The 26915-nt window shown below is 69.1% G+C and carries 19 protein-coding genes; 17 read left to right on the top strand and 2 right to left on the bottom strand.

Going from position 1 to position 26915, the window contains the following annotated elements; genetic code table 11:
- Nucleotides 1-20 precede the first annotated feature (20 nt).
- From EES42_RS01030 to EES42_RS00990, 9 genes are all read left to right on the top strand, one after another.
- Nucleotides 21-1694, top strand: a complete 1674-nt coding sequence (locus EES42_RS01030; protein ID WP_124716202.1) for an ABC transporter substrate-binding protein — start codon at nt 21-23, stop codon at nt 1692-1694.
- Nucleotides 1695-1725: 31 nt separating this feature from the next.
- On the top strand, nt 1726-2811 hold the full coding sequence (locus EES42_RS01025) for an ABC transporter ATP-binding protein (protein WP_241196189.1): 1086 nt from the start codon (nt 1726-1728) through the stop codon (nt 2809-2811).
- Nucleotides 2808-3788 carry an ABC transporter permease gene (locus EES42_RS01020; RefSeq protein WP_124716201.1) on the top strand — a complete coding sequence of 327 codons (981 nt, stop codon included), beginning with the start codon at nt 2808-2810 and terminating at the stop codon, nt 3786-3788. Before EES42_RS01025 ends, EES42_RS01020 begins: the two co-directional genes overlap by 4 nt.
- A gap of 3 nt (nt 3789-3791) precedes the next feature.
- Nucleotides 3792-4772: an ABC transporter permease gene (locus tag EES42_RS01015; protein WP_124716200.1), complete on the top strand. Its 981-nt coding sequence runs from the start codon at nt 3792-3794 to the stop codon at nt 4770-4772.
- The gene (locus EES42_RS01010; protein ID WP_124716199.1) at nt 4769-5782 is read left to right on the top strand and encodes an ABC transporter ATP-binding protein; all 1014 of its coding nucleotides are present in this window, start codon (nt 4769-4771) and stop codon (nt 5780-5782) included. The genes EES42_RS01015 and EES42_RS01010 overlap by 4 nt, the downstream gene beginning before the upstream one ends.
- Nucleotides 5783-5809: 27 nt before the next feature.
- Nucleotides 5810-7234 (top strand): GH1 family beta-glucosidase, encoded by a 1425-nt coding sequence (locus EES42_RS01005; protein ID WP_124716198.1) that lies wholly within the window; start codon nt 5810-5812, stop codon nt 7232-7234.
- Nucleotides 7235-7286: 52 nt separating this feature from the next.
- On the top strand, nt 7287-8654 hold the full coding sequence (locus EES42_RS01000) for a hypothetical protein (RefSeq protein ID WP_124716197.1): 1368 nt from the start codon (nt 7287-7289) through the stop codon (nt 8652-8654).
- A 198-nt stretch (nt 8655-8852) separates the two neighbouring features.
- Entirely contained in the window at nt 8853-11516 is a 2664-nt protein-coding gene (locus EES42_RS00995) for a SpoIIE family protein phosphatase (protein ID WP_346775381.1), read from the top strand.
- Nucleotides 11517-11679: 163 nt separating this feature from the next.
- Nucleotides 11680-12648: an NAD(P)/FAD-dependent oxidoreductase gene (locus tag EES42_RS00990; RefSeq protein ID WP_124717332.1), complete on the top strand. Its 969-nt coding sequence runs from the start codon at nt 11680-11682 to the stop codon at nt 12646-12648.
- 103 nt (nt 12649-12751) lie between these two features.
- Here EES42_RS00990 and EES42_RS00985 read toward each other — a convergent pair whose 3' ends face one another.
- Nucleotides 12752-13378, bottom strand: coding sequence for a YceI family protein (locus EES42_RS00985; protein ID WP_124716195.1), 627 nt, complete (start codon nt 13376-13378; stop codon nt 12752-12754).
- Nucleotides 13379-13615: 237 nt separating this feature from the next.
- Here EES42_RS00985 and EES42_RS00980 point away from each other — a divergent pair, with 237 nt between their 5' ends.
- The 6 genes from EES42_RS00980 to EES42_RS00955 all read left to right on the top strand — a co-directional run bounded on the left by EES42_RS00980 (nt 13616) and on the right by EES42_RS00955 (nt 18113).
- Entirely contained in the window at nt 13616-14140 is a 525-nt protein-coding gene (locus EES42_RS00980) for a hypothetical protein (RefSeq protein WP_124716194.1), read from the top strand.
- A 174-nt stretch (nt 14141-14314) separates the two neighbouring features.
- Nucleotides 14315-14791: a hypothetical protein gene (locus EES42_RS00975; RefSeq protein WP_124716193.1), complete on the top strand. Its 477-nt coding sequence runs from the start codon at nt 14315-14317 to the stop codon at nt 14789-14791.
- A gap of 60 nt (nt 14792-14851) precedes the next feature.
- Nucleotides 14852-15805 (top strand): hypothetical protein, encoded by a 954-nt coding sequence (locus EES42_RS00970; protein ID WP_124716192.1) that lies wholly within the window; start codon nt 14852-14854, stop codon nt 15803-15805.
- Nucleotides 15802-16047, top strand: coding sequence for a hypothetical protein (locus tag EES42_RS00965; protein ID WP_124716191.1), 246 nt, complete (start codon nt 15802-15804; stop codon nt 16045-16047). Before EES42_RS00970 ends, EES42_RS00965 begins: the two co-directional genes overlap by 4 nt.
- A gap of 64 nt (nt 16048-16111) precedes the next feature.
- Entirely contained in the window at nt 16112-17347 is a 1236-nt protein-coding gene (locus EES42_RS00960) for a hypothetical protein (protein ID WP_206433330.1), read from the top strand.
- Nucleotides 17331-18113: an alpha-ketoglutarate-dependent dioxygenase AlkB gene (locus EES42_RS00955; protein ID WP_124716189.1), complete on the top strand. Its 783-nt coding sequence runs from the start codon at nt 17331-17333 to the stop codon at nt 18111-18113. The genes EES42_RS00960 and EES42_RS00955 overlap by 17 nt, the downstream gene beginning before the upstream one ends.
- A 3-nt stretch (nt 18114-18116) precedes the next feature.
- Here EES42_RS00955 and EES42_RS00950 read toward each other — a convergent pair whose 3' ends face one another.
- On the bottom strand, nt 18117-18404 hold the full coding sequence (locus tag EES42_RS00950) for a DUF1905 domain-containing protein (protein WP_124716188.1): 288 nt from the start codon (nt 18402-18404) through the stop codon (nt 18117-18119).
- A gap of 827 nt (nt 18405-19231) precedes the next feature.
- Here EES42_RS00950 and EES42_RS00945 point away from each other — a divergent pair.
- Nucleotides 19232-22762, top strand: coding sequence for a laminin G domain-containing protein (locus tag EES42_RS00945; protein WP_241196188.1), 3531 nt, complete (start codon nt 19232-19234; stop codon nt 22760-22762).
- 323 nt (nt 22763-23085) lie between these two features.
- The coding region (locus tag EES42_RS00940) for an RHS repeat domain-containing protein (RefSeq protein ID WP_277426093.1) at nt 23086-26915 on the top strand (3830 nt) is incomplete at its 3' end.

The raw sequence follows: 26915 nt of genomic DNA, 5'->3' as shown, positions 1-26915 counted from the left end.
CAGTCCCTCTTGGAGTCGCCATGTCCGTACGACGTCGTGCCACGTTGAGAGCGCTCTCGATCGCCACCGCGGTGGTCGCGCTCGCCGCCGGTTGCTCGTCCGCCAACTCGGGTGCCAACAAAGGGGGCGGCGCCTCCGGCGTACTGACCCTGGGCAAGCCGGACGGGCCGCAGACCGACAACAGCAACCCGTTCCTCAGCACCTCGGCGGGCGCCACGCTCGGCTACCGCTTCATGATCTACGAGCCGCTGGCCATGACGAACCAGATCCGGCCCGCGGACAAGGCCGCCCCGTGGCTGGCGACCGGCTGGAAGTGGGAGTCCAACTTCACCAGGGTCACCTTCACCCTGGACCCCAAGGCCAAGTGGGCCGACGGCAAGCCGCTGACCGCCGACGACGTCGCGTACACCTTCGAGCTGCTGAAGAAGCACCCGGCGCTGAACGGCAACGGCATCCCCTTCGACCGGATCACGGTGCGGGGCAAGACGGTCGAGCTGACCTTCAAGGAATCCCAGTACGTCAACCAGAACAAGATCATCCAGCAGTTCATCGTGCCCAAGCACATCTGGGAAGGCGTCGACAACCCCGAGACCTGGCCCAACCGCACACCCGTCGGCTCCGGCCCGTACAAGCTCAAGACGTTCACCCCGCAGACCACCACACTGACCGCCACGCCCACCTACTGGAAGGGCGGGACCAAGGTCAAGGAGCTGCGCTACACCGCCTACAACGACAACAGCGCGGCGACCACGGCGCTGGCGAACGGCAAGGTCGAGTGGTCGTTCGTCTTCATGCCCAACTACAAGCAGCTGTTCGTCGCCAAGGACCCGAAGAACCACAAGCTGTGGTTCCCCTCCGGGCTCGGCGTCCACGGACTCTGGTTCAACACCGCCCGCAAGCCCTTCGACAACCCGGCGCTGCGCAGGGCCATGGCGATGGTCGTGGACCGCAAGGCGATCTACACCCAGGCCGAGGCCACCCTCTACCCGGAGATCACCAACCCGACCGGCATCCCGCTGCCCGCCGGTGAGTCCTTCCTCGCCCCCGAGTACAAGAGCGCCACCACCGCACCGGACGTGGCGGGAGCCAAGAAGGTGCTCGCCGACGCCGGGTTCACGCTCGGCGGCGGCGTGCTGAAGGACCCGGACGGCAAGCCGGTGAAGCTCACCTTCACCGACCCGGCCGGCTGGAACGACTACATCACCGGTCTCGCGATCATCAAGGACAACATCAAGCAGCTCGGCATCGAGGCCCAGGTCAAGACGCAGACCGCGGAGGCCTGGGGCGCGGACGTCGCCAACGGCAACTTCGACGCCACCCTGCACTGGACCAACAGCGGCGCCACCCCGTACGACATGTACCAGAACATCATGGACGGCGCGCTCCTCCAGCCCGTCGGCAAGGCCTCCCAGCTCGGCAACTTCGGCCGTTTCAAGAACGACGAGGCCACCGCGGCGCTCAAGGCCTTCGCCAACGCCACCGAGGACTCCGCCCGCACCACGGCCATGAACACCCTTCAGAAGATCATGGTCGAGCAGGCGCCGATGATCCCGACGGCCGCCGCCCCGATCGGCGCCGAGTACTCCACGAAGAACTGGGTGGGCTGGCCGACCGAGGCCGACCCGTACGCGCCGCCGCAGCACACCCAGCCGTCCGCGCTCCAGATCGTGCTGAAGCTCCAGCCCGCCAAGTAGAGCCAGGGATCACGGGACACAGGGACCGGCCATGTCGAAACAGCCCGCACACAACCACGTCGTGCTCGAAGCACGCTCAGTCACCAAGCACTTCCCGGTACGCCGCACCGGACGCGACCTGCTCGCGGGCAGGCGCCGGACCGTCCACGCCGTCGACGACGTCTCGCTGGAACTGCGCCGGGGCACCGTCACGGCGCTGGTGGGGGAGTCGGGATCCGGGAAATCCACCGTCGCCCGGCTGCTCGCCCAGCTGTATCCGCTGACCGGAGGCGAGATCCGGCTGGACGGCACGGCGGTGAAGGCCGGACGGGGCCGGTCCTTCCGCGCCTACGTACGCCGGGTCCAGATCGTCTTCCAGGACCCGTTCGCCTCGCTGAACCCGGTGCACACCGTGCGCTACCACCTCACCCGGGCCCTGCGGATCCACGGCCGGGCCGGCAGCGGCGAGGCGGAGCTGGAGGAGCGCCTGACCGCCCTGCTGGAGCGGGTCCAGCTGACCCCGCCCCAGCAGTACCTGGACAAGTTCCCGCACGAACTGTCCGGGGGACAGCGCCAGCGCGTGGCCATCGCCCGCGCGCTCGGCGCCGATCCCCAGGTGCTGCTCGCCGACGAGCCGGTCTCCATGCTGGACGTCTCGATCCGGCTCGGCGTGCTCAACCTGCTGAAGGACCTCAAGGACCGGCTGCGCCTCGCGATCCTCTACATCACCCATGACATCGCGTCGGCCCGCTACTTCGCGGACACCACGCTGGTGATGTACGCGGGCCGGATCGTCGAGGGCGGTGACAGTGAGACCGTCACCCAGCACCCCGCCCACCCCTACACCCAGCTCCTCATCGCCTCCGCGCCCGACCCGGACCGGGTGGTCGCCGAGACGGAACAGGAGGAGACCGGCAGCGGCGAACCGCCCTCACTGATCGCCCCGCCCGCCGGCTGCCGCTTCCACCCCCGCTGCCCGAAGGCCCTGGAGCGCTGCCGCACCGAACCGCCGCCGCGATTCGACCTCGAAGACGGGCAGTGGGCGGCCTGCTGGCTGTACGCGGACGGCGGCGCGGACCGGGCGACCGGCCGTGGCGACGACGGCGCGGACCACACGCAGAAAGAAGCCGCGAAGTGAAGTACCTGCTGCAACGGCTCGCCTTCTACCTGGTCACCGCGTGGGCCGCGATCACCATCAACTTCCTGATCCCGCGCATGATGCCGGGCGACCCGGTCCAGGCGCTGCTCGCCCGCTTCCAGGGCCAGCTCGACACCAGCGCCGTCGATTCGCTCACCGCGCTCTTCGGCCTCGACAGGAACCAGTCGCTCTGGCAGCAGTACACCGACTACTGGTCGCATCTGCTCGACGGCGACCTGGGCCTGTCCTTCACCTTCTTCCCGACACCGGTCAGCGAGGTGATCGCCCAGTCACTGCCCTGGACGCTCGCCCTCGTCGGCCTCACCACCCTGATCAGCTTCGTGCTCGGCACCGGCATCGGGGTGTTCACCGGGTGGCGGCGCGGCTCCTGGCTGGACGGGCTGCTCCCCGTCACCACCTTCATCTCGGCCATCCCGTACTTCTGGCTGGGGCTCATCGCCATCGCGCTGTTCGCCGTGAAGTGGCCGCTCTTCCCCGAATCGGGCGGCTACGACAACTCGCTCGTCCCGGCCTTCGACTGGCCGTTCATCTCCAGCGCGCTCTACCACGGAGTGCTGCCCGGTCTCACCATCGTGCTCAGCGCGGTGGCCGGCTGGATCCTCGGGATGCGGAACATGATGGTGACGGTGTCCTCGGAGGACTACGTCATGGTCGCCCAGGCCAAGGGGCTCTCCGAGCGCCGGGTGATGTTCGGATACGCGGCACGCAACGCGGTCCTGCCCAACATCTCCGGCTTCGCCCTCTCCATCGGCTTCATCGTCGGAGGCACCCTCCTCGTCGAGATGGTCTTCTCCTATCCCGGCATCGGCCTCCAGCTCTTCCAGGCCGTCGGCGCCAAGGACTACCCGCTGATGCAGGGCGTCTTCCTGATCATCACGCTCTCCGTCCTCGCGGCGAACCTCCTGGCCGACGTGATCTACATGGCCCTCGACCCCCGTACCCGAAGGGAGGCCTAGGGCATGGCTGTCACCGCCGCCGCCGAGGTCGCCGTGACCGACGCGACCGAGCCCCCGGCACCCGGCCGGCGCCGGCTGCGCTTCCTGCGCGGCCGCAAGACCGTCGTCGGTCTCGGGATCCTCGCCTTCTTCGCCGTGATCGCGGTCATCGGGCCGTGGATCGCCCCGTACGACCCGGACGCCATGAGCGACGCGCTGCTCCAACCGCCGTCCGGTGCCCATTGGTTCGGCACCACGCACACCGGTCAGGACGTGCTCTCGCAGATCCTCGTCGGCACCCGCGGGGTCCTGGTCGTCGGCTTCGTCGCCGGAATTCTCGCGACGGTCCTGTCCGTACTGATCGGGGTCAGCGCGGGCTTCCTCGGCGGCACGGCCGACGAGCTGCTCTCGCTGCTCTCCAATGTCTTCCTGGTCATCCCGGGACTGCCGCTGATCATCATCATCGCCAGTCTGGTCTCCGACGCCGGCGACCTGCTGATCGCCGCCGTCATCGCCTTCACCTCGTGGGCCTGGGGTGCGCGCGTGCTGCGCGCCCAGACGCTGTCGCTGCGGCGCCGGGACTACGTCGAGGCGGCCCGCGCGACCGGCGAATCGACCTGGCGGATCATCCTCTTCGAGGTGCTGCCGAACCTGACGGCGGTCATCGCCTCCGGCTTCGTCGGCACCGTCGTCTTCGCGATCCTCTCCGAGATCACCCTCGCCTTCATCGGTGTCGCCGACATCTCCGACTGGAACTGGGGGACCGTCCTGTTCTGGGCGCAGTCCAACCAGGCCCTGGCACAGGGCGCGTGGTGGTGGTTCGTCCCGGCCGGACTCTGCATCGCCCTGCTCGGCATGTCGCTCGGCCTGATCAACTTCGGCATCGACGAGTTCGTCAACCCGCGCCTGCGCACGGAGAGCGGCGCGTCCCGGAAGGTCCGGATGCGGGTCGGCTTCACCCCGGTCGCACGTACCGGCACCTCTGAGAAGGAGACCCGCCCATGAGCGAGCCCGTCCTCACCGTCCGCGGGCTGAACGTGGACTACGGGACCGGGGACGACGCCGTGCACGCGCTGCGCGACATCGACCTCACCCTGCACCGGGGCGAAGTGCTGGGCCTGGCGGGCGAGTCCGGGTCCGGCAAGTCGACCCTCGCGTACGCCGTCACCCGGCTGCTCTCGCCGCCCGGGGTGATCACCGGCGGCGAGGTCCACTACCACCGGCGGGACGGCGGGGCGCTCGACCTGCTGGCCCTGTCGGCCGCCGGGCTGAGGGCCTTCCGCTGGCAGGAGCTGTCGATCGTGTTCCAGGGCGCGATGAACTCGCTCAACCCGGTGCACACGGTCCACAGCCAGCTCACCGACGTACTGCGGGCCCACCGCCCGGGAATGAAACGGTCCGAACGGACCGCCCGGGCCCGGGAGTTGCTGGCGCTCGTCGGCATCTCCGCCGACCGGCTCTCCGCCTACCCGCACCAGCTCTCCGGCGGGATGCGCCAGCGCGTGATGATCGCGATGGCGCTCGCGCTGGAGCCCGAGATCGTCATCATGGACGAACCCACGACGGCCCTGGACGTCGTCATGCAGCGCCAGATCCTGAGCCAACTGGTCAGGCTGCGCGAGGAGCTGGGCTTCTCGGTCGTCTTCATCACCCATGACATCTCGCTGCTGATCGAGTTCTCGGACCGGATCGCGATCATGTACGGCGGCCGGATCGTCGAGGAGGCGCGGGCCGCCGCGATCTACCGCGACCCCCACCACCCCTACAGCGACGGGCTGCTCCACTCCTTCCCCGCACTGCACGGCGCCCGCCGCGAACTGACCGGCATCCCCGGCTCGCCCCCGCACCTGTCCGCGATGCCGGCCGGCTGCGCCTTCCACCCCCGCTGCGGCAAGGCGCTCGACGCCTGCGCCGGCCATGTCCCGGTGCTCGCCGCACCGGACGGGGACGCGTCGCGCACGGTGGCCTGCTGGCTCCACCGGCCGGCCCCGGCGACCGCCGCACCCCGCCCGTAGCGACCCCACGCACACCACAGGAGACCCATGAATCACGTCACCTCCCAGGCCCACGCCCAGCCCCGCGGGCTCGCCGCCCGCGCCGTCCCCGGCCTGCCAGCCGATTTCCGCTGGGGCGTCGCCACCGCCGCCTACCAGATCGAGGGGGCCGCCGCCGAGGACGGCCGGACCCCGTCCATCTGGGACACCTACTGCAGGGTGCCCGGCATGGTCGTCCGCGGCGAGAACGGCGATGTGGCCTGCGACCACTACCACCGGATGCCCGAGGACGTGCGGCTGATCGCGGACCTGGGCGTCGACACGTACCGCTTCTCGCTGGCCTGGCCGCGCATCCAGCCGGGCGGGCGCGGCCCGGCCAACGCGAAGGGGCTGGACTTCTACAAGCGGCTGCTCGACGAGCTGGAGGCCGCCGGCGTCACCCCCTGGGTCACCCTCTACCACTGGGACCTCCCGCAGGAGCTGGAGGACGCCGGCGGCTGGCCGGCCCGTGACACCGCCCACCGCTTCGCCGAGTACGCCGCGCTCGCCTACGACGCGCTCGGTGACCGGGTGAAGCACTGGACGACGCTGAACGAGCCGTGGTGCTCGGCCATGCTCGGTTACGCGTACGGCAACCAGGCGCCCGGCCGGCAGGACTTCGGCGACGCGATCAGGGCCGTCCACCATCTGCTCCTCGGCCACGGCCTGGCCGCGCGGCACATCCGCCGGGCGGCCGCGGACCGGGGCAATGAACTCGAACTCGGCATCACGCTCAACCTCGGCACCGCCACCCCCGAGACCGACAGTCCCGAGGACGCCGAGGCCTGCCGCCGCGCCGACGGAATGGGCCGCCGCCTCTACCTGGACCCGCTGGTCAGGGGCGGCTACCCCGAGGACGTCGTCGCCGACCTCGCGCTGCGCGACGCGGTGCTCCCGGTCCAGGAGGGCGACCTGGCCGTCATCGCCACCCCGATCGACGTCCTCGGCGTCAACTTCTACCGCGGCACCCTCTTCTCCGGCGTCACGGAGGACGGCTCCCCGGTGGACGCCGAAGGGCTGCCCGTCACCCGTGGCGTGGAGCGCGATCTGCCGCGTACCGCGATGGACTGGGAGATCACCCCCACCGCCCTCACCGACCTGCTGGTGGGACTGGAGCAGGACTACGGCGTCCCGACGGTGATCACCGAGAACGGCGCCGCGTTCGACGACACCGTCGACGCGGACGGACAGGTCCACGACGCCGACCGCACCGCCTATCTCGCCGACCACATCGCCGCCGTCGCGGCGGCCCGCGCCGCCGGGGCCGACGTCCGGGGCTACTTCGCCTGGTCGCTGATGGACAACTTCGAGTGGTCCTACGGCTACGACAAGCGGTTCGGCATCGTCCGCGTCGACTACGGGACGCAGGAGCGGACGCCGAAGGACAGCGCCAAGTGGTACCGCGACACCATCCGCCTCACCCGGGGCGGCTGAGGCGGCGGGCCGGGCTGTCGCACCCGCCACCCATTCGGGTTAGTTTCGAACTATGCGGAACAGGCTGTTCCCGACGTTGCTGGCCGGCCTGCTGCTGATCCTGGCGGCGGCCGTCCTCGGTATGGCCCCGGGCTCGACGACGTCGACCGGGGCAGCCACCGTCGACGATGTCGCGCAGGCCCTGCGCAAGAGCCCGGTGTACGTCGACCCGGCGGCGTCCGGCCAGCTCTCACCCGGCCAGGCCGCCGCCCTGACGAAGAAGATCAAGGACGCCGACAAGCCCGTCTTCGTGGCGGTGCTGCCGCAGACCTCCGCGTTCCCCGCGAAGACCCTGCTGACCACTTTGCGCACCGACACCGGAATCACCGGCGTCTACGCGGTCCGCCTCGGCAACGGCTTCGACGCGGGCGCCGACCCGCAGGTGATGTCCACCCGGGCGGTCCACAACCTCACCGCCGCGGTGAAGACGCCCGGCGTGGACACCGACGCCGCGACCCAGCTCAACGCCTTCGTCGACCGGTCCGTGGAACAGGCCCGGGGCAGCGCCCCCGCCTCCTGGGGCGGCTCGTCCGGCGGCGGATCGTCCTCCGCCGTCGGGCTGATCACGGTCGGCGCGCTCCTGGTGCTGGGCGGCGGCACGGCCTACACGATCGTGCGCCGCAACCGGAAGCGCAAGGAGACCGAGGAACGGGCCGCGCTCGACAAGCTGCGGGTCGTCGTGGACGAGGACATCACCGCGTACGGCGAAACCCTGGACCGGCTCGACTTCCATCCCGCCGAGGCGGGCGCCGACGACGTCATGCGCGCGGACTACGAGCGGGCGCTCGACTCGTACGAGACCGCGAAGTCCCGCATGTCGGCCGCCCGCCACCCGTCCGACGTACGCGGGGTCACCCAGGCCCTGGAGGACGGCCGCTTCTCCCTCGCGGTCCTCGATGCCCGCCGGACCGGCGGCGAACTGCCGGCCCGCCGCCCGCCGTGCTTCTTCGACCCGCGCCACGGCCCCTCGGTCGCCGACGTCCACTGGTCCCCGTCCGGCGGCACCGCACGCGAGGTCCCGGTCTGCGCGGCCGACGAGGTCCGGCTGCGCGTCGGCGAGGAACCGCTGAGCCGCACCGTCGACACCCCCGACGGCCGCCGCCCGTACTGGGAGGCGGGCCCGGCCTACGGTCCGTGGGCGGGCGGCTACTTCGGCGGCGGCCTGCTCCCCGGCCTGCTCGTCGGCACGCTGCTCGGCTCCATGCTGTCGAGCCCCGCGTACGCGGCGGAGTACGGCGGCGGAGATTTCGGCTCCGGCGGGGACTGGGGCGGCGGCGACTTCTCCGGAGCCGACTTCGACTCCTCGGGCTTCGACGGCGGAGGCTTCGGAGGGGGAGGCGACTTCGGGGGCGGCGGCGGGTTCGACGGGGGCGGGTTCTGAGCCGCCGACCGGCGACCGGTGACCGCTCGGGCAGGTGCGATTCATGCTAGACCTGAAGTTATGTCTGGTATCGGCCGATTCCGGGCGAGGCTGCGACGCTCCGCCCGCCGATCACATCGGCCCGATGAAGGACGCCCGGGCCGACAGGCGCCCGCGCCGTCCGGCCGGGATCTGAGCGACCCGTCCCCGGGCCGCCAACTGCGCTCCCTGCTCAATGTGCGCACCGTGGCCGGCCAGGTCTTCGTCTTCATCCTCGGCCTCGTGCTGCTGCTCGTCGTGGCGGGGGCGGTCGCCCTGGTGGTGCAGGGCCGCCGCGACACCATGGACGAGGCGCGGGCCCACACCCTGAGCGTCGCCGAGACCTTCGCCTACGCACCCGGGACCGCCGCCGCGCTGGACAGCAAGGACCCCACCGCGATCCTGCAGCCGCGCGCCGAGGAGGTGCGCAAACGGACCCACGTCGAGTACGTCGTCGTCATGAGCCCCCAGGGCATCCGCTACACCCACCCCGACCCCGCGCTGATCGGCAAGCACGTCATAGGCCCCTACAAGGAGGCGCTGACCGGGCCGGGCTTCACCCGGACCGTCACCGCCAGCCGTGGGCGCACGGTCATCTCGGTCGTGCCCGTGCCCCGGCCCGACGGCTCGGTCGCCGGACTGGTCTCGGTGGGGATCGACGTCGAGTCGGTGAACAGCGTCGCGGACCGCTCCATCCCGTTCAGTGCGGGTGCGGCGGCGGTCGCCCTCGCGCTCACCGCGGGCGGCGCCGCGTTCCTGAGCAGGCGGCTGCGCCGCCAGACCCACGGCCTCGGGGCCGCCGAGATGACCCGGATGTACGAGCACCACGACGCGGTGCTGCACGCGGTCCGCGAGGGCGTCCTCATCGTCGAGGCGGACCGGCGGCTGACCCTCGCCAACGACGAGGCCCGCAGGCTCCTCGACCTGCCCCCGGACGCGGAGGGCCGGCCGGTGGCGGGCCTCGGACTGGACCCCGGCACCGCGGAACTGCTGGTCTCCGGCCGGACCGTCACGGACGAGGTGCTGCGGTCCGGCAACCGGCTGCTGGCCGTCAACCTCCGCCCGACCGACACGCGCGGCGGGCCGCCCGGCACCGTGGTGACCCTGCGGGACACCACCGAACTCCGCGCGGTCACGGGACAGGCGGAGTACGCCACCGAACGGCTGCTGCTCCTGTACGAGGCGGGCGCCCGGATCGGCACCACTCTCGACGTGACCCGCACGGCCCAGGAGCTGACGGAAGTGGCGATCCCCGGCTTCGCCGACGCCGCGACGGTCGACCTCGCCGACCCCGTACTGCACGGGGACGAGCCGGTGACCCCGGACGGCGGCACGCTGGAGATGCGCCGCACCGCCGTCGCGTCGGTCCGTCCGGATCACCCGCTGTACCCGGTCGGCCATCCGGTGGGCTTCGTCCCCACCAGGACCCGGGCCATGCGGGTGCACAGCGACGACGCAGATCTGCAGGGCGACTTCAGGAGGCTGGGCTGGCGGAACTGGGACCCCGACGTGGCCGAGCGGCTCAGGGAGCAGGGGTTCCACTCGCTGGTGTCGGTGCCGATGCACGCCCGCGGCACGGTGCTGGGCATGGCCAACTTCTGGCGCTCGGGCGACTCGGAGCCGTTCGACGACGACGACCTGTCCTTCGCGGAGGAACTGGTGGCCCGGGGCGCGGTCGGCGTGGACAACGCCCGCCGCTACACGCGGGAGCACTCCTTGGCCGTGACCCTGCAGCGCAGTCTGCTGCCGCGCGGCCTGCCCGAGCAGAACGCCCTCGATGTCGCCTACCGCTATCTCCCCGCGTACGAAGGGGTGGGCGGCGACTGGTTCGACGTGATCCCGCTGTCCGGTGCCCGGGTGGCGCTGGTCGTCGGCGACGTGGTCGGGCACGGGCTGCACGCCGCGGCCACCATGGGGCGGCTGCGCACCAGCGTCCACAACTTCTCCTCGCTGGATCCCGCCCCCGACGAACTCCTCGGGCATCTCGACGAAATGGTCAGCCGCATCGACCGGGACGAGGCCGACGACCACGGTGCGGAGATCGCCGGAGCCACCTGCCTGTACGCGATCTACGACGCGGTCTCCGGGAACTGCGCGGTGGCCCGGGCCGGCCACCCCGGGCCCGTGCTGGTCCGGCCCGACGGCACGGTCGAGTTCCCCGAGGTCCCGACCGGACTCCCGCTCGGCATCGGCGGCATGCCCTTCGAGGCGGCCGAGTTCCACGTACCCGAGGGCAGCCGGCTGGTCCTCTACACGGACGGGCTCGTGGAACGCCGGGGCCGGGACATCGACACCGGTCTCGCCCTGCTGCGCGACTCCCTCGCCGGCCGCGACCGGACACCGGAGGAGACCTGCGACGACGTGCTCGACGCACTGCTGCACGACCGGCCGAACGACGATGTCGCGCTGCTCGTGGCCCGCACCCGCACGCTCGATCCCGACCAGGTCGCGCAGTGGGCGGTGGCCACCGACCCGGCGGCCGTCGCCGGGGTCCGCAAGAACGTCGCCCAGTGGCTCACCGACCGGGGCCTGGAGGAGGAGGCGTTCGCCACCGAACTGATCCTGAGCGAACTGGTCACCAACGCGGTGCGCTACGGCACGGCGCCCATCGAGGTCCGCCTGCTGTACGACCGCAACCTGATCTGCGAGGTCTCCGACAGCAGCAGCACCTCCCCGCATCTGCGCTACGCGGCGACGACCGACGAGGGCGGCCGTGGCCTGTTCCTCGTCGCCCAGTTCGCCGAACGCTGGGGGACCCGATACACCGAGACGGGCAAGGTCATCTGGTCCGAGCAGGCGGTCGGCGAGTCCGGGTCGGACGAGCCGCTGCTCGACGGCTTCTAGCGCCACCTCCCGCATGATTTGCCACTCCAGCAATGATATTTGCTGATTTCGCGCCATGTCGCGGACCCTCTCAGGACAAGGCGAAAGGGAGGTGCTCCTCATGAGCGACATGGCCGGCGATGCGACCTGCGACATGACCGGCGGCGCGACCGGCGACCGGGAGATGACCGGCGGCGCGGACCGCCCCTACGACGTGGTGGTGATCGGCGGCGGCGCCGCCGGACTGAGCGGAGCCGTGACCCTGGCCAGGGCGCGGCGCAGGGTGCTGGTGATCGACGCGGGACACCCGCGCAACGCCCCCGCCTCGCACATGCACGGCTACCTCGGGCACGACGGCACCCCGCCCTCGGAGCTGCTGGCCATCGGCCGGGACGAGGTGACCCGCTACGGGGGAGAGGTCGTCCAGGATGCCGTGGTGGCCGCCGAGCGGCTGCCCGACGGCGCGGGATTCCGGGTCGAACGGAAGGACGGGGACCCGGTCGTGGCGCGCAGGCTCCTGGTGGCCACCGGCCTGGTCGACGAACTGCCCGAGGTGCCGGGCCTGGCCGAACGGTGGGGGCGCGAGGTCCTGCACTGCCCGTACTGCCACGGCTGGGAGGTGGCCTCCCGCCCGATCGGCGTCCTGTCCACCGGCCCGCTGGCCGTGCACCAGGCACTGATGTGGCGCCAGTGGAGCGAGGACATCACTCTCTTCCGCCACACCGGGCCCGAGCCCACGGACGAAGAGTACGAGCAGCTGGCCGCCCGCGGCATCGCCGTGGTCGACGGCGAGGTGGCCGGCCTCGAAGTGACGGACGACCGGCTTACCGGGGTGCGGCTGGCCGACGGCCGGGTGGTCCCGCGCGAGGCCGTGGTGGTGCAGACCGGCCTCATCGGCCGCGCGGACGTGCTGGCGGGTCTGGGCCTGGGGGCGGCCGAACTGAAGATGGGCGGCGAGGTGATCGGTACGTACGTCGCCGCCGATCCGGCCGGGGAGACGGAGGTGCCCGGCATCTGGGTGGCCGGCAATGTCGCCGATCCGAAGGGCAAGGTCGTGATCGCCGCCGCAGCCGGGGTGCAGGCCGCCGCCGCGATCAACGCGGACCTGATCACCGACGACGTGAACCGCGCGGTCGCCGCCCGCCGCGCCTGACCCCGGCCGGGCCCGCCCCGCAACGCCGAGCGCCCGCCTCCCTCCCCGGCGGGGGAGGAGAGAGCGGGCGCGCTCGGGTTCAGGCGTGGGGCGGCGTGGGGCGTCAGGCCTGGGTCACGGCGGACTTGATCGCGGAGATGTCGAAGTTGAGCTTGACCTTGTCGCTGACCATCACGCCGCCGGTCTCCAGCGCCGCGTTCCAGGTCAGGCCCCAGTCGGAGCGCAGGATGTCGGCGCTGCCCTCGAAGCCGACCCGCTCGTTGCCGTAGACGTCGGTGGCGGAGCCGTTGAACTCCAGGTCGATGGAGAGCGGACGCGTGACGTCCTTGATGGTGAGGTCACCGGTGACGCGGTACGTGTCACCGCCGAGCTGCTCGGCGTGCGTGGAGCGGAACGTCATGAGCGGGAACTTCTCGGCGTCGAAGAAGTCGCCGCTGACCAGGTGGCCGTCGCGGTCGGCGATGCCGGTGTCGATGCTGGCGATCCTGACGTCGATGGACGCGGTGGAGTTCGCCGGGTCGGAGCCGTCCAGCTTCAGCGTGCCCTCGTGCTCGCCGAAGGAGCCGCGCACATTGGTGACCATCGCGTGGCGCACGGTGAAGCCGATGCTGCTGTGCGCCGGGTCGATCGCGTACTCGCCGGTGAGGGCGGCCAGGGCCGGGTCCACGGCGGGGGCGATGGTCGCGGTGGCGGACGGGGCGTTGTTGTTCTTGCGGTTGAACAGAGCCATGGCTCCTCCTCGGGGGACGTGATCGAGCGGGGTCGAAGTGATTGTTTAACCTTCAACGAGAATGACTGTAGCGCGATCTAGTTCAACCTTCAACATCTAGGAGTGGGGGTGTTGTGAACGCGGGCCGAACGTCGGCTCAATTGCTGCCGGTCGTTGCCGTCCCCCTCTGGCGGACGCGCGTAGAACTCGGGCAGTATCTGCATGCCCTTACTTGTCATGAGCAGGAGGAGTCCCCCCATGCTGTCCCATATGAGACTGCGCCCCGTCCTGACCGCATTCGCCCTCGTCCTGGGCGTTCTCTTCGCCCCGGGCGTCGGTGTCCTCGGCGGTGGCGCCCCCCAGGCCCACGCCGCCACCAAGCTCACGCACGCCGAGGCCACCGCCCGGTTCAGCTCCTCCGGAGTCACCTGGTCGTCCTCCGGCGGCTGCTCCGACCGCAACGTCGCCACCTGCACCTCGTTCGACCAGCTCAACCTGGCCACCGCCCAGGGCGCCCAGACCCTCAAGGGCGCCACGGGCTGCGCGCTGAACATCACCGGCGGCACCGAGACGGGGCACGCCGGCGGCACGTACTCGCACTGGAACGGCTACAAGCTCGACTTCGCCAAGTCGACCTGCCTCACCAACTACGTCCACAACGTCTTCACCTACATCGGTGTACGCGGTGACGGCGCCCCCCAGTACCAGGCGGGCTCCGGCAACGTCTACGCCGACGAGGGCAACCACTGGGACGTGACGTTCTACAACTGCGGCGGCTGCTGACCTCCGCGCACGTCGGCCCGCACGGGGTGCCTCTGTCCGCCGGACAGGGGCACCCCGCTCTGCTTTCCGGCCGACGGGGGCGCCCCGTCGATCCGAACGCGTGACGGATTAGCATGGTCAACTGCCGAGGCTCCGACCCGAGCTGACCAGCCATCGCGATCAACGGGAGGGTTCATGTCCTTCGAAGAGGAGTGGGCCGGCCTCAAGGCGGACGCGGCCGCCCGCATGCAGTTGAACAGCGCGCCGGCCGAGGGCCCGGGAGCGGGGCCGTCCGGCGGGGACCTCGTCGTCCACGACGACGAGCTGGGCAAGATCGGTCATTTCGCCTACCGGTTGCACAACAACCTGAAGGCCGACGGCAAGCACGCCCGGACCACGACCGAGGCCGCCGGTACGAGCCTTGCGTCGGACGGGTTCGAGATGGGCAAGGCGCTGACCGCCGCATCCAAGGCCTGGGACAAGCAGGTCGGGACGCTGACCGACGCCTGCGCGCACATCTCCAACCACCTCGACTTCTCGAAGGCGTCGAAGAAGAAGGACGACGAATGGGTCGCCGCCCAGGTCAGCGCGTCCAAGATCGTCGGCTACTACGACGTCCCCGAAGAGGACACCAAGCCCTCGATCCCGAAGGCCGAGGGCCCCATCATCTGATCCACCCTTCTTTCCCTTTCTGCTCACTGTCCTTCATTCCCCACCCGGGCGAGGTGCACGGTGCTGGTTTTCCAGCAGCTTCTCAACCTGAAGACCAAGCCGCTCGATTCGGCGATCGACGACTGGGTCGCCATGGTCAAAAAGCTCAAGGAACTCGCCAAGGACGCGGGGGACATGAGTACCTATGCGCAAGGGACGGCCTGGAAGGGCGAGAACGCTTCCGTCACCAAGCCGTTCGTCACGAGGACGGCGGCCGAGTTCACCGATGCGGTGATCCAGGCCGAGAGCATCGTCAACATCCTCAAGGACGCCTACGGTGAGCTGACGCGGGCCAAGGCCGATCTCGAAACGATCTACGAGAACCCGCCGCACGGCCTCAAGATCGACCCGGACGGAGTCATCACGCACCCGGAGGGCTCCAGCGCGGCCCAGGGTGACGTCGACGCACTCGTCGATCGGCTGGAGGCCATTCTCCAGCGCGCGGTCGACGCCGACGCGCTCTGCGCCTGGGGACTGAGAGACCTCACCAAGGACCCGCACGAGTTCAGCAGCATGCACTACGGCTCGCTGAAGGACGCGAAGACGGGCATGGTCCAGGAACAGCGGACGAAGCTGGACAAGACGGAGTACGAGCCCCCCAAGAAGTGGGGCAGCGGCACCATCAAACCCATTGCCGAGTTCCTCAGTTACCGGTCCTGGATGGGTGCAGGGGAGTCGTTCCTGCACGGAGACCTCAACGGCACGGCGCAGGGACTCATCGGCGGCTCGCCCGCCTACGCCGCGGGCGAGGCCAGCAAGCATCTGGAGAAGGGATCGATCCTGAGCGACGTGAAGGGGAAGCACCACCGCCCCACGTTCATGAACTCGATCGGCAAGTTCGGCGGCAAGATATTCGGTGCACCGGTCGCCGTGGTGGCGACGGGGATCGACTTCTACTACACCCCGTCGAAGAAGGAACTCAGTGACACCCGCGTGGAAGCCCCGGCAGAACCGGGAAAGGTGAGGTACCGGTGACGCACTCCGCAGGCCCGCCGCCGCCCGGCCGCCGCCGTCCGAGCCTGTCGCACTGGCTGAGCCCCCGGGGATCACGGGCGTTCGTCCTCGGCGTCGCCATGGCCGTCGGCGGGCTCGCCGGCGGGGTGCGCGCCGCGATGGCCGGGGAGGGGATCTGGAAGGCCGCCGGCATCTTCGGCGTGGGGGTGCTCGGAGTTGTCTTCACCGTCGCGTGGATCGTGACGTACACGCGGGAGCGCTGAGGAGAGGGCGGCTCCGCGGGTCCGTGTCCGGAGTGCGAACGGTGCGAATGGAAGGTGCGGTTTGATGTACACGACGGAGTCGGCGGAGGCCCGCATCGAGGATGCGGGCAACATCTTGGTCGCGCCTTCGGCGTTGCGGGACCATGACGTGGTCAGGGACTTCTTCGGGTCCACGATCACGCCGGAGGACCTTGCCTCCGGTTCGACCGACCTCGCGCAGCGGACCGTCTACCTGTGCGGCGACGTGTCCAAGTTCAGCACCGGCCAACTGCGGGCGGCAGCTCGGGTGTTCGTGGTCCAGGAGCTGTCGCAGGGTTACCACGAGGACGACGACAGACCCTGGACCCCCGTCGACCTCGGCCGGGTTCCCCTCCGCGTACACGGCGTCGGCGTGTACTACCGCCGCTTCTTCGGCCTCGGCGCCGATCACTTCGGGCGGATCGGTGCGGAGCACGAATTCCAGTCCCTGACGGAGTCCACCAAGCCCGGAACGGCCCGTCGCAGCGGGATCTATCTGACGCCCGTCACACAGAACGGTGACGAACTGCACTTCCGCCTGCTCCGGTGCTCCACGAACCTCTCGGGGCCGACCGAGGGCTTCCGCCCGACCGACACGGGCATCGTCGAGGAGCTGAACCGCGAGGCCGCCGCCGTCTTCCGGAACCAGGCGCCGCTGAATCACGTTCTCGCCCAGATCTACCACAACACCCTTGCCACGGCCGGGCGCAAGCAGTCCAAGGCCAAGATCTCGGCCCATGCCGACAAGACCAAGGACATGCCCGCCAACGGCATCATGGCCTTCTGCACCTTCTACGACCGGCTCGACAAGCTGAAGCCCCTGGCCGAAGACGCCTTCGACTACGGCGTGAAGGGCGCCAGCGGGCTGACCAGACTCCACTTCCGCCTCAAGGATCCGACCGCGGAACACGACGGGATCGCACTGCCCGCGCAGTTCACCCTGACTCTCCACCCCGGCTCCGTGTTCTTCATGCCGCTGTCCACCAACCGCCTGTACACGCACGAGATCCGGCCCTCGTCGCTGGACGCCGAACTGCTCCCGACCCGCCTGGGATACGTGGTGCGCTGTTCGAGCGCCGAAGCCGTTCACAAGGACGGCCAGACGTACCTCAAAGCGGCCGGAGACGGAGATCCGGTGAAGCTGGGGCCACCCACACCGGAGGGCATGGACGAGCTGCGCAGGCGGTACGCCGAGGAGAACAGGACCTCGTCCTTCATCGAATACGGCGACGAATTCCTCTTCAGCATGAACTCGGGAGACTACGTTGCCCCCCACGTCTAGGATCTCGGACGAGATTCTCTCGTACGCTCTGCCGACCGAGGAGAATCCCTTTGCGGAGCTGTCCGAGTCGGCCCGTCTGGAAGACGTGGGAAAAGGCCGGCGAGGCGCCGTGCTCACCAGGGCCGACGAGGCGGACGGTGTGCCTCTCGTACGTACCACCACTCGATACAGCAGTCCGGCGCAGCGTTTCCGGGCGGTGCACGAACGGCTGGCGCAACAGATCCAAGAACGGATTCAAGAACGGGCGGCGCTTCCGGTCGGCTTCAACAACGCCCTCATCGAGAGCTACACGAACGCCTACAGAACCATGGGCGGCCATTCCGACCAGGCCCTCGATCTGGCCGACGAGTCGTTCATCGCCGTCTTCTCCTGCTACCGACACCCCGAAGCGGGCCCGCCGAGGAAGCTGATCTTCGAATCGAAGGGGTCCGAGGGCGAGAAGTTCGAGATCCCCCTCGCCCACAACAGCATCGTCGCGTTCTCCGTCGAATCGAATCGGCGACTTCGGCACAAGATCGTCTTGGACGCGCCCGTCGGGACGCCGGACAACCAGTGGTTGGGCGTGACGTTCCGGACGTCGAAGACCTTCGTACGGTTTCGCGACGGAAAGGCGTACCTCCCGCAGGGTGCGCGCCTCGTGTCGGCCGACGACTATCAGAGAGGCGAGTTCTACCGACTGCGGCGCCGTGAGAACAATGAATCGGACTTCGTCTACCCCCAGCTGGCGTACACCATCAGCGAGAGCGACCTGATGCCGCCCGTCTGACGGCTACAGCTGAACGGTCATGGCCACGGTCACTTCGTCACCGGCCGAGAGGCCCTGCGGCTTACGGACCGCGTTCTTCAGCGGCAGCAGGTAACTGCCGTCCTTGGGAAAGAGCGACGTGGTGAAGGCGGTCTCGCCGATGCGCGCGTCCACCGGGACCGCGCCCCAGCCGTACGTGGCCAGCGCGGCCACCTCGCGGATGTCGGCGGCCTGTTCGGCGGGGACGGCGGCGAAGTAGAACGGCGAAGGCCCCCGCCACTCGATGACGCGGCCGGTGAATTCAACGTGCACGAGGTCGATCCGTTCATCGGGGACGGTCCGGATTCCGGGCAGCGTACACGCGGGTCCACTCGGCACAGGAGGTGGTGGCCGCCTGCTAGTGGGAGGCGGCGCCCGGACTCTGCGGTTCGTTGAAAGCCCGCTGCCGGTCCCCGTGGCTCAGGTTCGGCAGCTCGTGTGCCGACGACCTGGCTGAGCCTCACCCGAATCGTTGTGGTTGCGGATTCGTCACGCAGAGTGGCGATGCGTTGGTCGGCTTGGCGTGGCGGTGACTTCCTTCTGCTCTCCTCCGATTGGTAGTTGTGCCTCCGCAAGTTGTCCGCGTGCCCCCCTTTGGCAGGGCCTTGACGCGGCTTGAGTGAGATTTGCATTGCGGAAGATGGTTCGGCTTGAGGTAGAGATCCCGCCTGCCGCACGCGAGCGGGTCGGGGGACGAAGCGGTCGACTGAGGCAAGCGCTTCCATGAATTTAAGTACCTCACGGCCTGTTTCTCGCGGTCGGGTCGGCCGCACTCGCGTGGCGGGCTCGGCGGCTTAGCTGCCGCAAGCCCCCGTTGGAGTGACGCACGTCACTCTTGACCGCCCATGATCTCGCCCCGACATTTGGCTGACTTTTGTGAAGGCTATGTGGGTAATGGGGCGGGATCTGTGAACGGTGGGTTGTGGCGTCGAGCGCGTCACGGTGTGTGTGCGCTGGCCGTCACGGCCACGGTGATGGGTTCGGTACCTGCTCTGACCTGGCAGGCAACAGCCTTTCCCGCAGCGGTCGGTGACGCTGCGAAGGAATCGGCCTCACCGGAGTCGAGGGCGGCGGCCGCATCGGGTGAGCGTGTGGAAGTCGTGGAGGAGCGGACAGAGCGGGAGACGGTGTTCGCGAACCCTGACGGGACGACATTCACGCTGGAGAAGTCGGTTGCGCCGGTACGGGTCGCCACCCAGGGCGGTGGCTGGGTGAAACCCGACGCGACGCTGGTGAAGAATACCGACGGTTCGGTCGGTCCGAAGGCGGCTGCCGTGGGCCTCTCGTTCTCCTCCGGCGGCACTGACGGAGAGTTGGTCACGATCGCTGAGGGCACGCAGTCGGTGTCGCTGGGCTGGCCCGGCGCCCTGCCCGCTCCGCGGCTCGATGGCGCCCGCGCTGTGTACGAGAACGTTCTGCCCGATGTGGATCTGGTCCTCACCGCGACGGTCGAGGGCTTCCGCCAGGTGCTGGAGGTGAAGACGGCCGAGGCTGCGGCGAACCCGGCGCTGAACCGTATCGAATACCGGCTCGGCGCGGAGAACCTGACGGTCCGGGCCGGAGCGGGGGGCGGGGTGGACGCGCTGGACGGCAATGGGCGTCCGGTGTTCCGTTCACCCGCGGCACGGATGTGGAACTCCGCAGGGGACGACGCCGCCCCCGCCGCCGCGCAGCAGTCGCTGTACCTGGCCGGGCCGACCCAGGCCGATGCGGGCGAGCCGGTGCCGGCTGGCCCTGCAGAGGAAGGCGACCCGTTGGCTGGCCCTGGGGCGGGCGACACGTCCTCGGTTCTCGATCTGGCTGTCACGGAGAAGACCGTGACGGTCACGCCGGACCCTGAACTGCTGTCGGCCACCGACAAGTCGGACTTCCCGCTGTACATCGATCCGTCGATCGAGCTCAACGAGTCGGAGCGCACCGTGCTGTCCTCGGACGGCGACGTGTTCTGGAACTTCTCCGGCGGCGACAACGGCATGAGCGTGGGCAAGTGCGGATCCGCGGTGATCGGCGGCATTTCGTACTACTGCGGCAGCGGATACGTGAACCGGATGTACTTCGAATTCGACCCGGCCAATCTGAAGGGGAAGCACATTCTGGACGCCCGGTTCGATATCACGGAGACGTGGTCGTTCTCCTGCGACGCGCGGTGGGTCGATCTGGAGCGTACGAACAACATCTCGCCGTCGTCGAAGTGGCCCGGCCCCACAAAGCTGGACCAGATGGGCGACCGGAACGTGTCCGCGGGCCGCGGCAGCAACTGCAGTCCGTCCCAGCCGCGCGCTCCGATCAAGTTCCATGACAACGCGGCGGAGCCGGACGAGAACCTGACGCCGACCGTTCGGAACTTCGCCGCCGGAAAGATCTCACGCCTGACGCTGATGCTTATGGCCAAGGACGAGAAGGACACGGTCTCGTGGAAGCGCTTCGACGACGACGCGGTCCTGAGCGTTGATTACGTGGGCAAGCCGGCCAAGCCGAGCGCCATCGGCCTGGTCACGGGGTCCAGCCAGACGTGCACGACCAACGAGTCCGCCCCGGCGATCGCCACCGATCCCACCCCCGCATTGACCGCCACGACCCAAACGGAATCAGGTGGAGAACGAGGGGCCAGCCTGCGGATCGTCATGTCCCTGGACAAGAAGACCGGCACGACCTGGACCAAGGCAGTGGAAGACATGCTGGTCCCGTCCACTCCGGTCGGCGACAACTTCAAGGCCACCGATTCGTTCTCCGCAACACTGGAAGAGAACACGGTGTACCGCTACCGGGCCTGGATCCGGTCGTACTACGGGTCTCAATACCTGGCCGGTCCGTCGAACGCTTCCACAACCGGCTGGTGCTACTTCAAGGTCGACAGCAAGGCACCCAAGCCCCCGACCATCACGTTCAACGCCACCGGCCCGTACAGCCTGTGCCTGCCGAACGCGTGTGTCCCAGGAGGCAAGCCTGGCCAGGCGGGGTCCTTCACCCTCGGCCCGGCGGCCGGGGACGTCAACACCGCGTACCGGTACAAGCTGTCCACCGACACGGCATGGTCGGCCTACGTGCCCGGAGCGACCGTGAAGATCGCTCCTGTTCCGCCGACCTCGGGCACGATCACCCTGGATGTAGAGGCGAAGGACAACAACGGCCCGGGAGCCCACAACTCCGTTGATTTCGTCGTCAAGGAGGGCGACGGGCCGGTCGGACGATGGAACTTCCACGACACGGGGAACGAGGCGGTGGACTCCTCCACCACCGACCCGAAGCTCCAGGACAACGCCACCCTCGCCGGTGGCGCGGTCCGAACGACCCAGGGACGCCGTGGCGAGATCACGGTCAAGCCGGCCACGGAGAGCACCCCGGCCGAAAAGGTCACGGACAACGGCCTGAGTCTCAACGGCACCACGGGTTACGCCGCGACAGCGGGTCCCGTCATCGACACCCGCGCCTCGTACACGGTGGCCGCGTGGGTCCGCCTGGGCTCGGCTTCTCAGGACGCCACCGTGCTGGGTCAGAACGGAGTGAATCGCAGTCCGTTCCACCTGGGCTACGAGCAGAGCACCAAGAAGTGGTCCTTCCGCGAGGCCACCGCTGACACACCGGCCGGCGGGACGCCGTCCTACCAACGGGTCAGCTCCAAGAACCAGGCAGTGCCCAAGGTGTGGACCCACCTGGCAGGCGTGTTCAACTCCATGGACAAGACGATCAGTCTGTACGTCAATGGTCGGCTTCAGGGCACCACACCCTTCGCAGCGTCATGGGCGGCGACCGGTCCGCTGCAGATCGGTCGCGCTCAATCGTCGGGCACGTACGCGGACTACTTCCCGGGCGTGGTCGATGAAGCCGCGGTGTGGCAGGAGGCACTGACCGACTTGCAGGTGAAGCAGGAGAGCAGGCTTCTCGACGCAGACAGAAAGCCTGCGGCGGAGCTCGTCGCCTCGTGGAACCCCGCTCAGGCAACAGGCACGTCCCTGACGAACAGCGCGCCTGGTTACGACGGAACTCTGTCTCTCTCCTCCGGCGCCTCGCTGGTCGGCGACGAACTGGTGCTGGACGGCACAGCAGGGGCCGGGAGCGCGTCGGGCCCGGTGGTCGATGACTCGGGTTCGTTCACGGTGACGACGCAGGCCGTCGTCGACGCCGCCGGGATGGTGAAGAAGCCGGATGGCTACAGAGCCCAGATCCTCGGCCAGCGCACGGCCACCGGATCTTCCTGGAGCCTGTGGTTCGAGAAGACCGGCACCCGGCAGGAACCCGCGCTCGACGAGAACGACGAACCGGTCATCGACGAGAACGGCAACCCCGTGAACAAGACCGTGCCTGTGGGCCAGTGGCACTTCGGCCGCCTGACCGCGGACGGCACAGGGGCGTCAGTCGTCAGCGGGGAGGACGCCGTCCTCGACTCCGAGGTCCGCCTCACCGGTATCTACGACGCCCAGGACGGCACCATTCAGCTCTATCTCACCGCGGACCCCCAGAGCAAGGATCCCGTGGCCTACACCGCGCAGGTCGGCACCGGTGAGTTCTCCGTCGGCAAGGGATACCTCGGCGCCTGGGGCAATTACCTGCCCGGGCGGATCGGCGATATCCGGATCTGGTCGGGAGCGCTGGGCGACGAAGCCCAGGTGAGCGACATCGTCGGCACCTGACCTTTCCTGCCCCGTACCCGACCGCGCATGGAGCGGGGGCCGGACTTCATGACGGCCCCCGCCAGCTTCCAGCCCCGCTCCGCCACATCGCCGCCGCTCGTTGCCGGACGGCGGCATCCCCTGGAGAAGAAGACGTGTCTGTGTCCAGAACCTTCCCCTCGTTTCTGAAACACGGCGGAAGACGCCGCTCTGCCCCGGGCACCCGGAAACTCCGCATCCCCTTGGTCGGAGCGCTGGTCCTGATCCTGTCCGTGCCTGCGGGTCTCACCCCTCTTGCCGTCGCGGCGGAACCGCTGGGGCGCCCGGACGTCCCAGCCCCACGCGTGAGCAAGGTCAGGACGGTCTCCGCGTTCGGCGCGAAGGAGGCCCGCGAGCGGGTGGCGAAGAACAGAGCCGCCAACGACAAGCAGGCCGCACAGGCACGCAGCGAGCGCGCCGCCCACTGGCTGAAGGCTTCACACAGCACGCAGAAGATATCCGGCAAGCCGGGAACGGGCCCCGTCCTGGTGACAGCCCCCCGCCCGGCGAAGGCCGCCGCGCGCGGCGGAAAGCCGGCCGCTGCCGCCGCAGGCGCCGCCACGGTGAACGTGCTGGACCAGAAGACGGCCCGCAACGCGGGTGTCACCGGCATCGTGTTCACCGCCTCGGCCGAATCCCCCGGCACCGCCGGAATCAACGTCGACTACTCCACCTTCGCCGACACGATCGGTGGCAACTGGGGATCTCGCCTCGGCCTGGTCTCCCTGCCCGCCTGCGCGCTCAGCAGCCCGCAGAAGGCCGAGTGCCGCACGCAGACGCCCGTCCCGTCCAGGAACGACGCGAAGAAGCAGAGCGTCTCCGCGCAGGTCTCCCTGGCGCAGACGACCGTTGCCAAGAGCGCTGCTCCGACGGCGGGTGTGTTCGCCGTGACGGCTACCGCCGATGCTCCGGCATCCGCGTCCGGTGACTACAAGGCAACCCCCCTAGCCGCCTCTTCCAGCTGGGAAGCGGGCGGTTCCTCAGGGGCATTCACCTGGTCCTACCCGATCAGTGTCCCGCCCGCAGCGGCCGGCCCCGCCCCGTCGCTCTCGCTCTCCTACAACTCCGGCAGCACGGACGGGCGCACCTCGAACACCAACAACCAGGGCTCCATGCTCGGTGAAGGGTTCGACCTCACCTCCTCCTACATCGAGCGCAAGTACGGCGTTTGCGAGGAGGACGGGGACAACGCCCTGCCCGACAAGTCCGACCAGTGCTGGAAGTACGAGAACGCCTCCCTCGTCCTCAACGGCAAGTCCACCGAACTCGTCAGGGACGACGCCAAGGGTGTCTGGCACCTGAAGAACGACGACGCCTCCCGGGTCACCCACGAGACCGGCGCCGACAACGGCGACGACGGCGACGACATCGTCGGTGGCAAGGGAGACGGCAAGGGCGAGTACTGGAAGGTCGTCACCGGCGACGGCACCACCTACACCTTCGGCCTGAACAAACTCCCCGGTGCGGGCACCGAGCGCACCAACTCGGTCTGGACCGTCCCCGTCTTTGGCGACGACTCGGGCGAGCCCGGATATTCCTCCGGAACAGGCTTCTCCGGCCGCGCCAAGACCCAGGCATGGCGCTGGAACCTCGACCTCGTCACCGACATCCAGGGCAACGCCTCCACCTACTGGTACAAGGCGGAGACGAACCACTACGCCAAGAACGGCGACAAGACGAAGCTCGCCGCCTACACGCGTGGCGGCTACCTCGAAGAGATCAAGTACGGCCAGCGCTCCGACACGCTGTTCACCGGCAAGCCCTCCGGCACCGTCGAGTTCACCTACAAGGAACGCTGCACCGCAACGGACTGCTCCTCACTGACCGAGGACACCGCGAAGAGATGGCCGGACGTCCCCTTCGATGCCATCTGCACAGCCGACGAGACCGACTGCCTGGCCACCGGGCCCGCGTTCTTCACCCGCAAGATGCTCACCGGGATCGACACCAACGTATGGTCCACGGCGGCCGAGCCCGACGCGTACAAGCTGGTCGACAGCTACAGCCTGACCTACGAATTCCTGGACGGCGCGGACATCGGCAACCCGTCCGACAAGACGCTGACCCTCAAGTCGCTCCAGCGCACCGGCAAGAACGGCGGCACCGTCACCGTGCCGCCGGTGGAGTTCGGCTACCACATGCGGCCTAACCGCGTGGCCTCCGACAGCGAAAACGTCCTCCCGTTCAAGCGTCCCCGCATCAACACCATCACCACCGAGACCGGCGCCATCACCACGGTCACCCTCTCCGAGCCGGAGTGCGTCCGCGGCAGCAAGATGCCGAAGGCCGAGGACGACAACAGCCTGTCCTGCTACCCCGTGTACTGGGACATCAACGGCGGCGACTCGCAACTGGACTGGTTCCACAAGTACAACGTCATCTCCGTGTCCACCGCGGACCCCGCGGGCCAGAACGAGACGGTGGAGAACTCCTACACCTACGAGCGCCCCGGCTGGCACTACAACGACGACCCCTTCACCCCGGAGAAGGAGCGGAGCTGGTCCAGCTGGCGCGGCTACCAGAAGGTCACCGCCTACACCGGTAAGGCCGGTCGTCCCCAGTCCAAGACGGTCCGCCTGTACATGCAGGGCATGCACGGCGACAAACGCAAGGACACCACCACCCGAAGCGTCACCGTCGCCGGCATCGACGTGGCAGGCCTGGACGTGTCGGATGCCACAGACTACGACCAGTACGCAGGGTCCCTGCGTGAGGAAATCACCTACAACGGTGCCCAGCCGGTCAGCGTCACGGTCAACAACTTCTGGAACCAGCTGACCGCCAGCCAGCAGCGGTCCTACGCCAACGCCAAGGCGTACTTCGTCCGCACCGGCCGCACCTACGCCTACACCTATCTGCCCCTCAGCAACACGTGGCGCCGCAGCTACACCTCGCACACCTATGACGACACGTACGGCATGGTCACCCAGTCCGAAGCCATCGGCGACCAGGCCAAGACCGGGGACGAGACCTGCACCCGGGTCTGGTACGCGCGCAACCCGGACAAGGGACTCACCAGTCTCGTCTCCCGCACCCGCGTCGTCGGATCCGCCTGCCTGAGCTCCGGGGCCGCCATCACCGACGACAAACTGAACCTCCCGGCGGACTCCAAGACCCGCGGCGACGTGCTCTCCGACACGGCGGCCGTGTACGACAACGCGACGGCCACCGGCTGGTCGGCCTCCCAGTCCCCGACCCGAGGCCTTGCCACCTGGACCGGCAGGGCCAAGGCATACCCGGCCGCGATCGGTACGAACGACCGCACCCCTGCCCTCGACGGCGGCTGGCAGACGGTCACCAGGACCACGCACGACACCCTCGGACGGCCGCTCAGCGTCACGGACGCCAAGGGCAACGCCACCACCACGACGTACTACCCTGCAGCGGCCGGCCCGCTCACCTCCACCATTGTCGCCGCCCCCAAGCTCGCCTCCAACGGCCAGTCCCACAAGACGTACACCTACGTCGACCCGGCACGCGGCTCGGTCACCAGCATCCTCGACGCCAACGTCAAGAAGACCGAGAACAGCTACGACGCACTCGGCCGCATCACCGGCACCTGGGCGCCCAACCGCCACAAGGAAACGGACACTCCGAACGCGAAGTACGCCTACAACTTCGCCCGCGGCAGCCAGCCCTGGACCTCCGTGGCCACCATCAAGGGCGACAACAAGACCTACCGGACCAGCTACGCCATCACCGACGCACTCCTGCGCCCCCTCCAGACGCAGACCGAGTCGCCGCTCGGGGGCCGCGTACTGACCGACACCCGCTACGACTCACGTGGCCTCGCCTACGAGACGTACGCCGACATCTACGACAACCTCAACGCTCCGGACGGCAAGTACGCCCGCGCCTCCTACGCCCACACCCCGGCCCTGACGCGGACCACGTACGACGAGGCAGCACGTCCGACGACCAGCACGTTTACCGTCTTCGGTGAGGACCGTTGGTCGACCGCCACCAGCTACACCGGTGACTCGACCGCCACCACGGCCGTCAAGGGCGGCAATGCCACCCGCACCATCACCGATGTCCTGGGCCGCACCGCCGAGACCCGCACCTACGCGGGCACCGAACCGAACGACACCGCGTACGGCGCCACGACCGGAACCGCCTACACGCGGGTGAAGTA

It is taken from the genome of Streptomyces sp. ADI95-17, from assembly GCF_003846175.1.
Classification (GTDB): Bacteria; Actinomycetota; Actinomycetes; order Streptomycetales; family Streptomycetaceae; genus Streptomyces; species Streptomyces sanglieri.
Note: the sequence above shows the minus strand (reverse complement) of the source record. Positions and strands in the feature narration are given on the sequence as shown.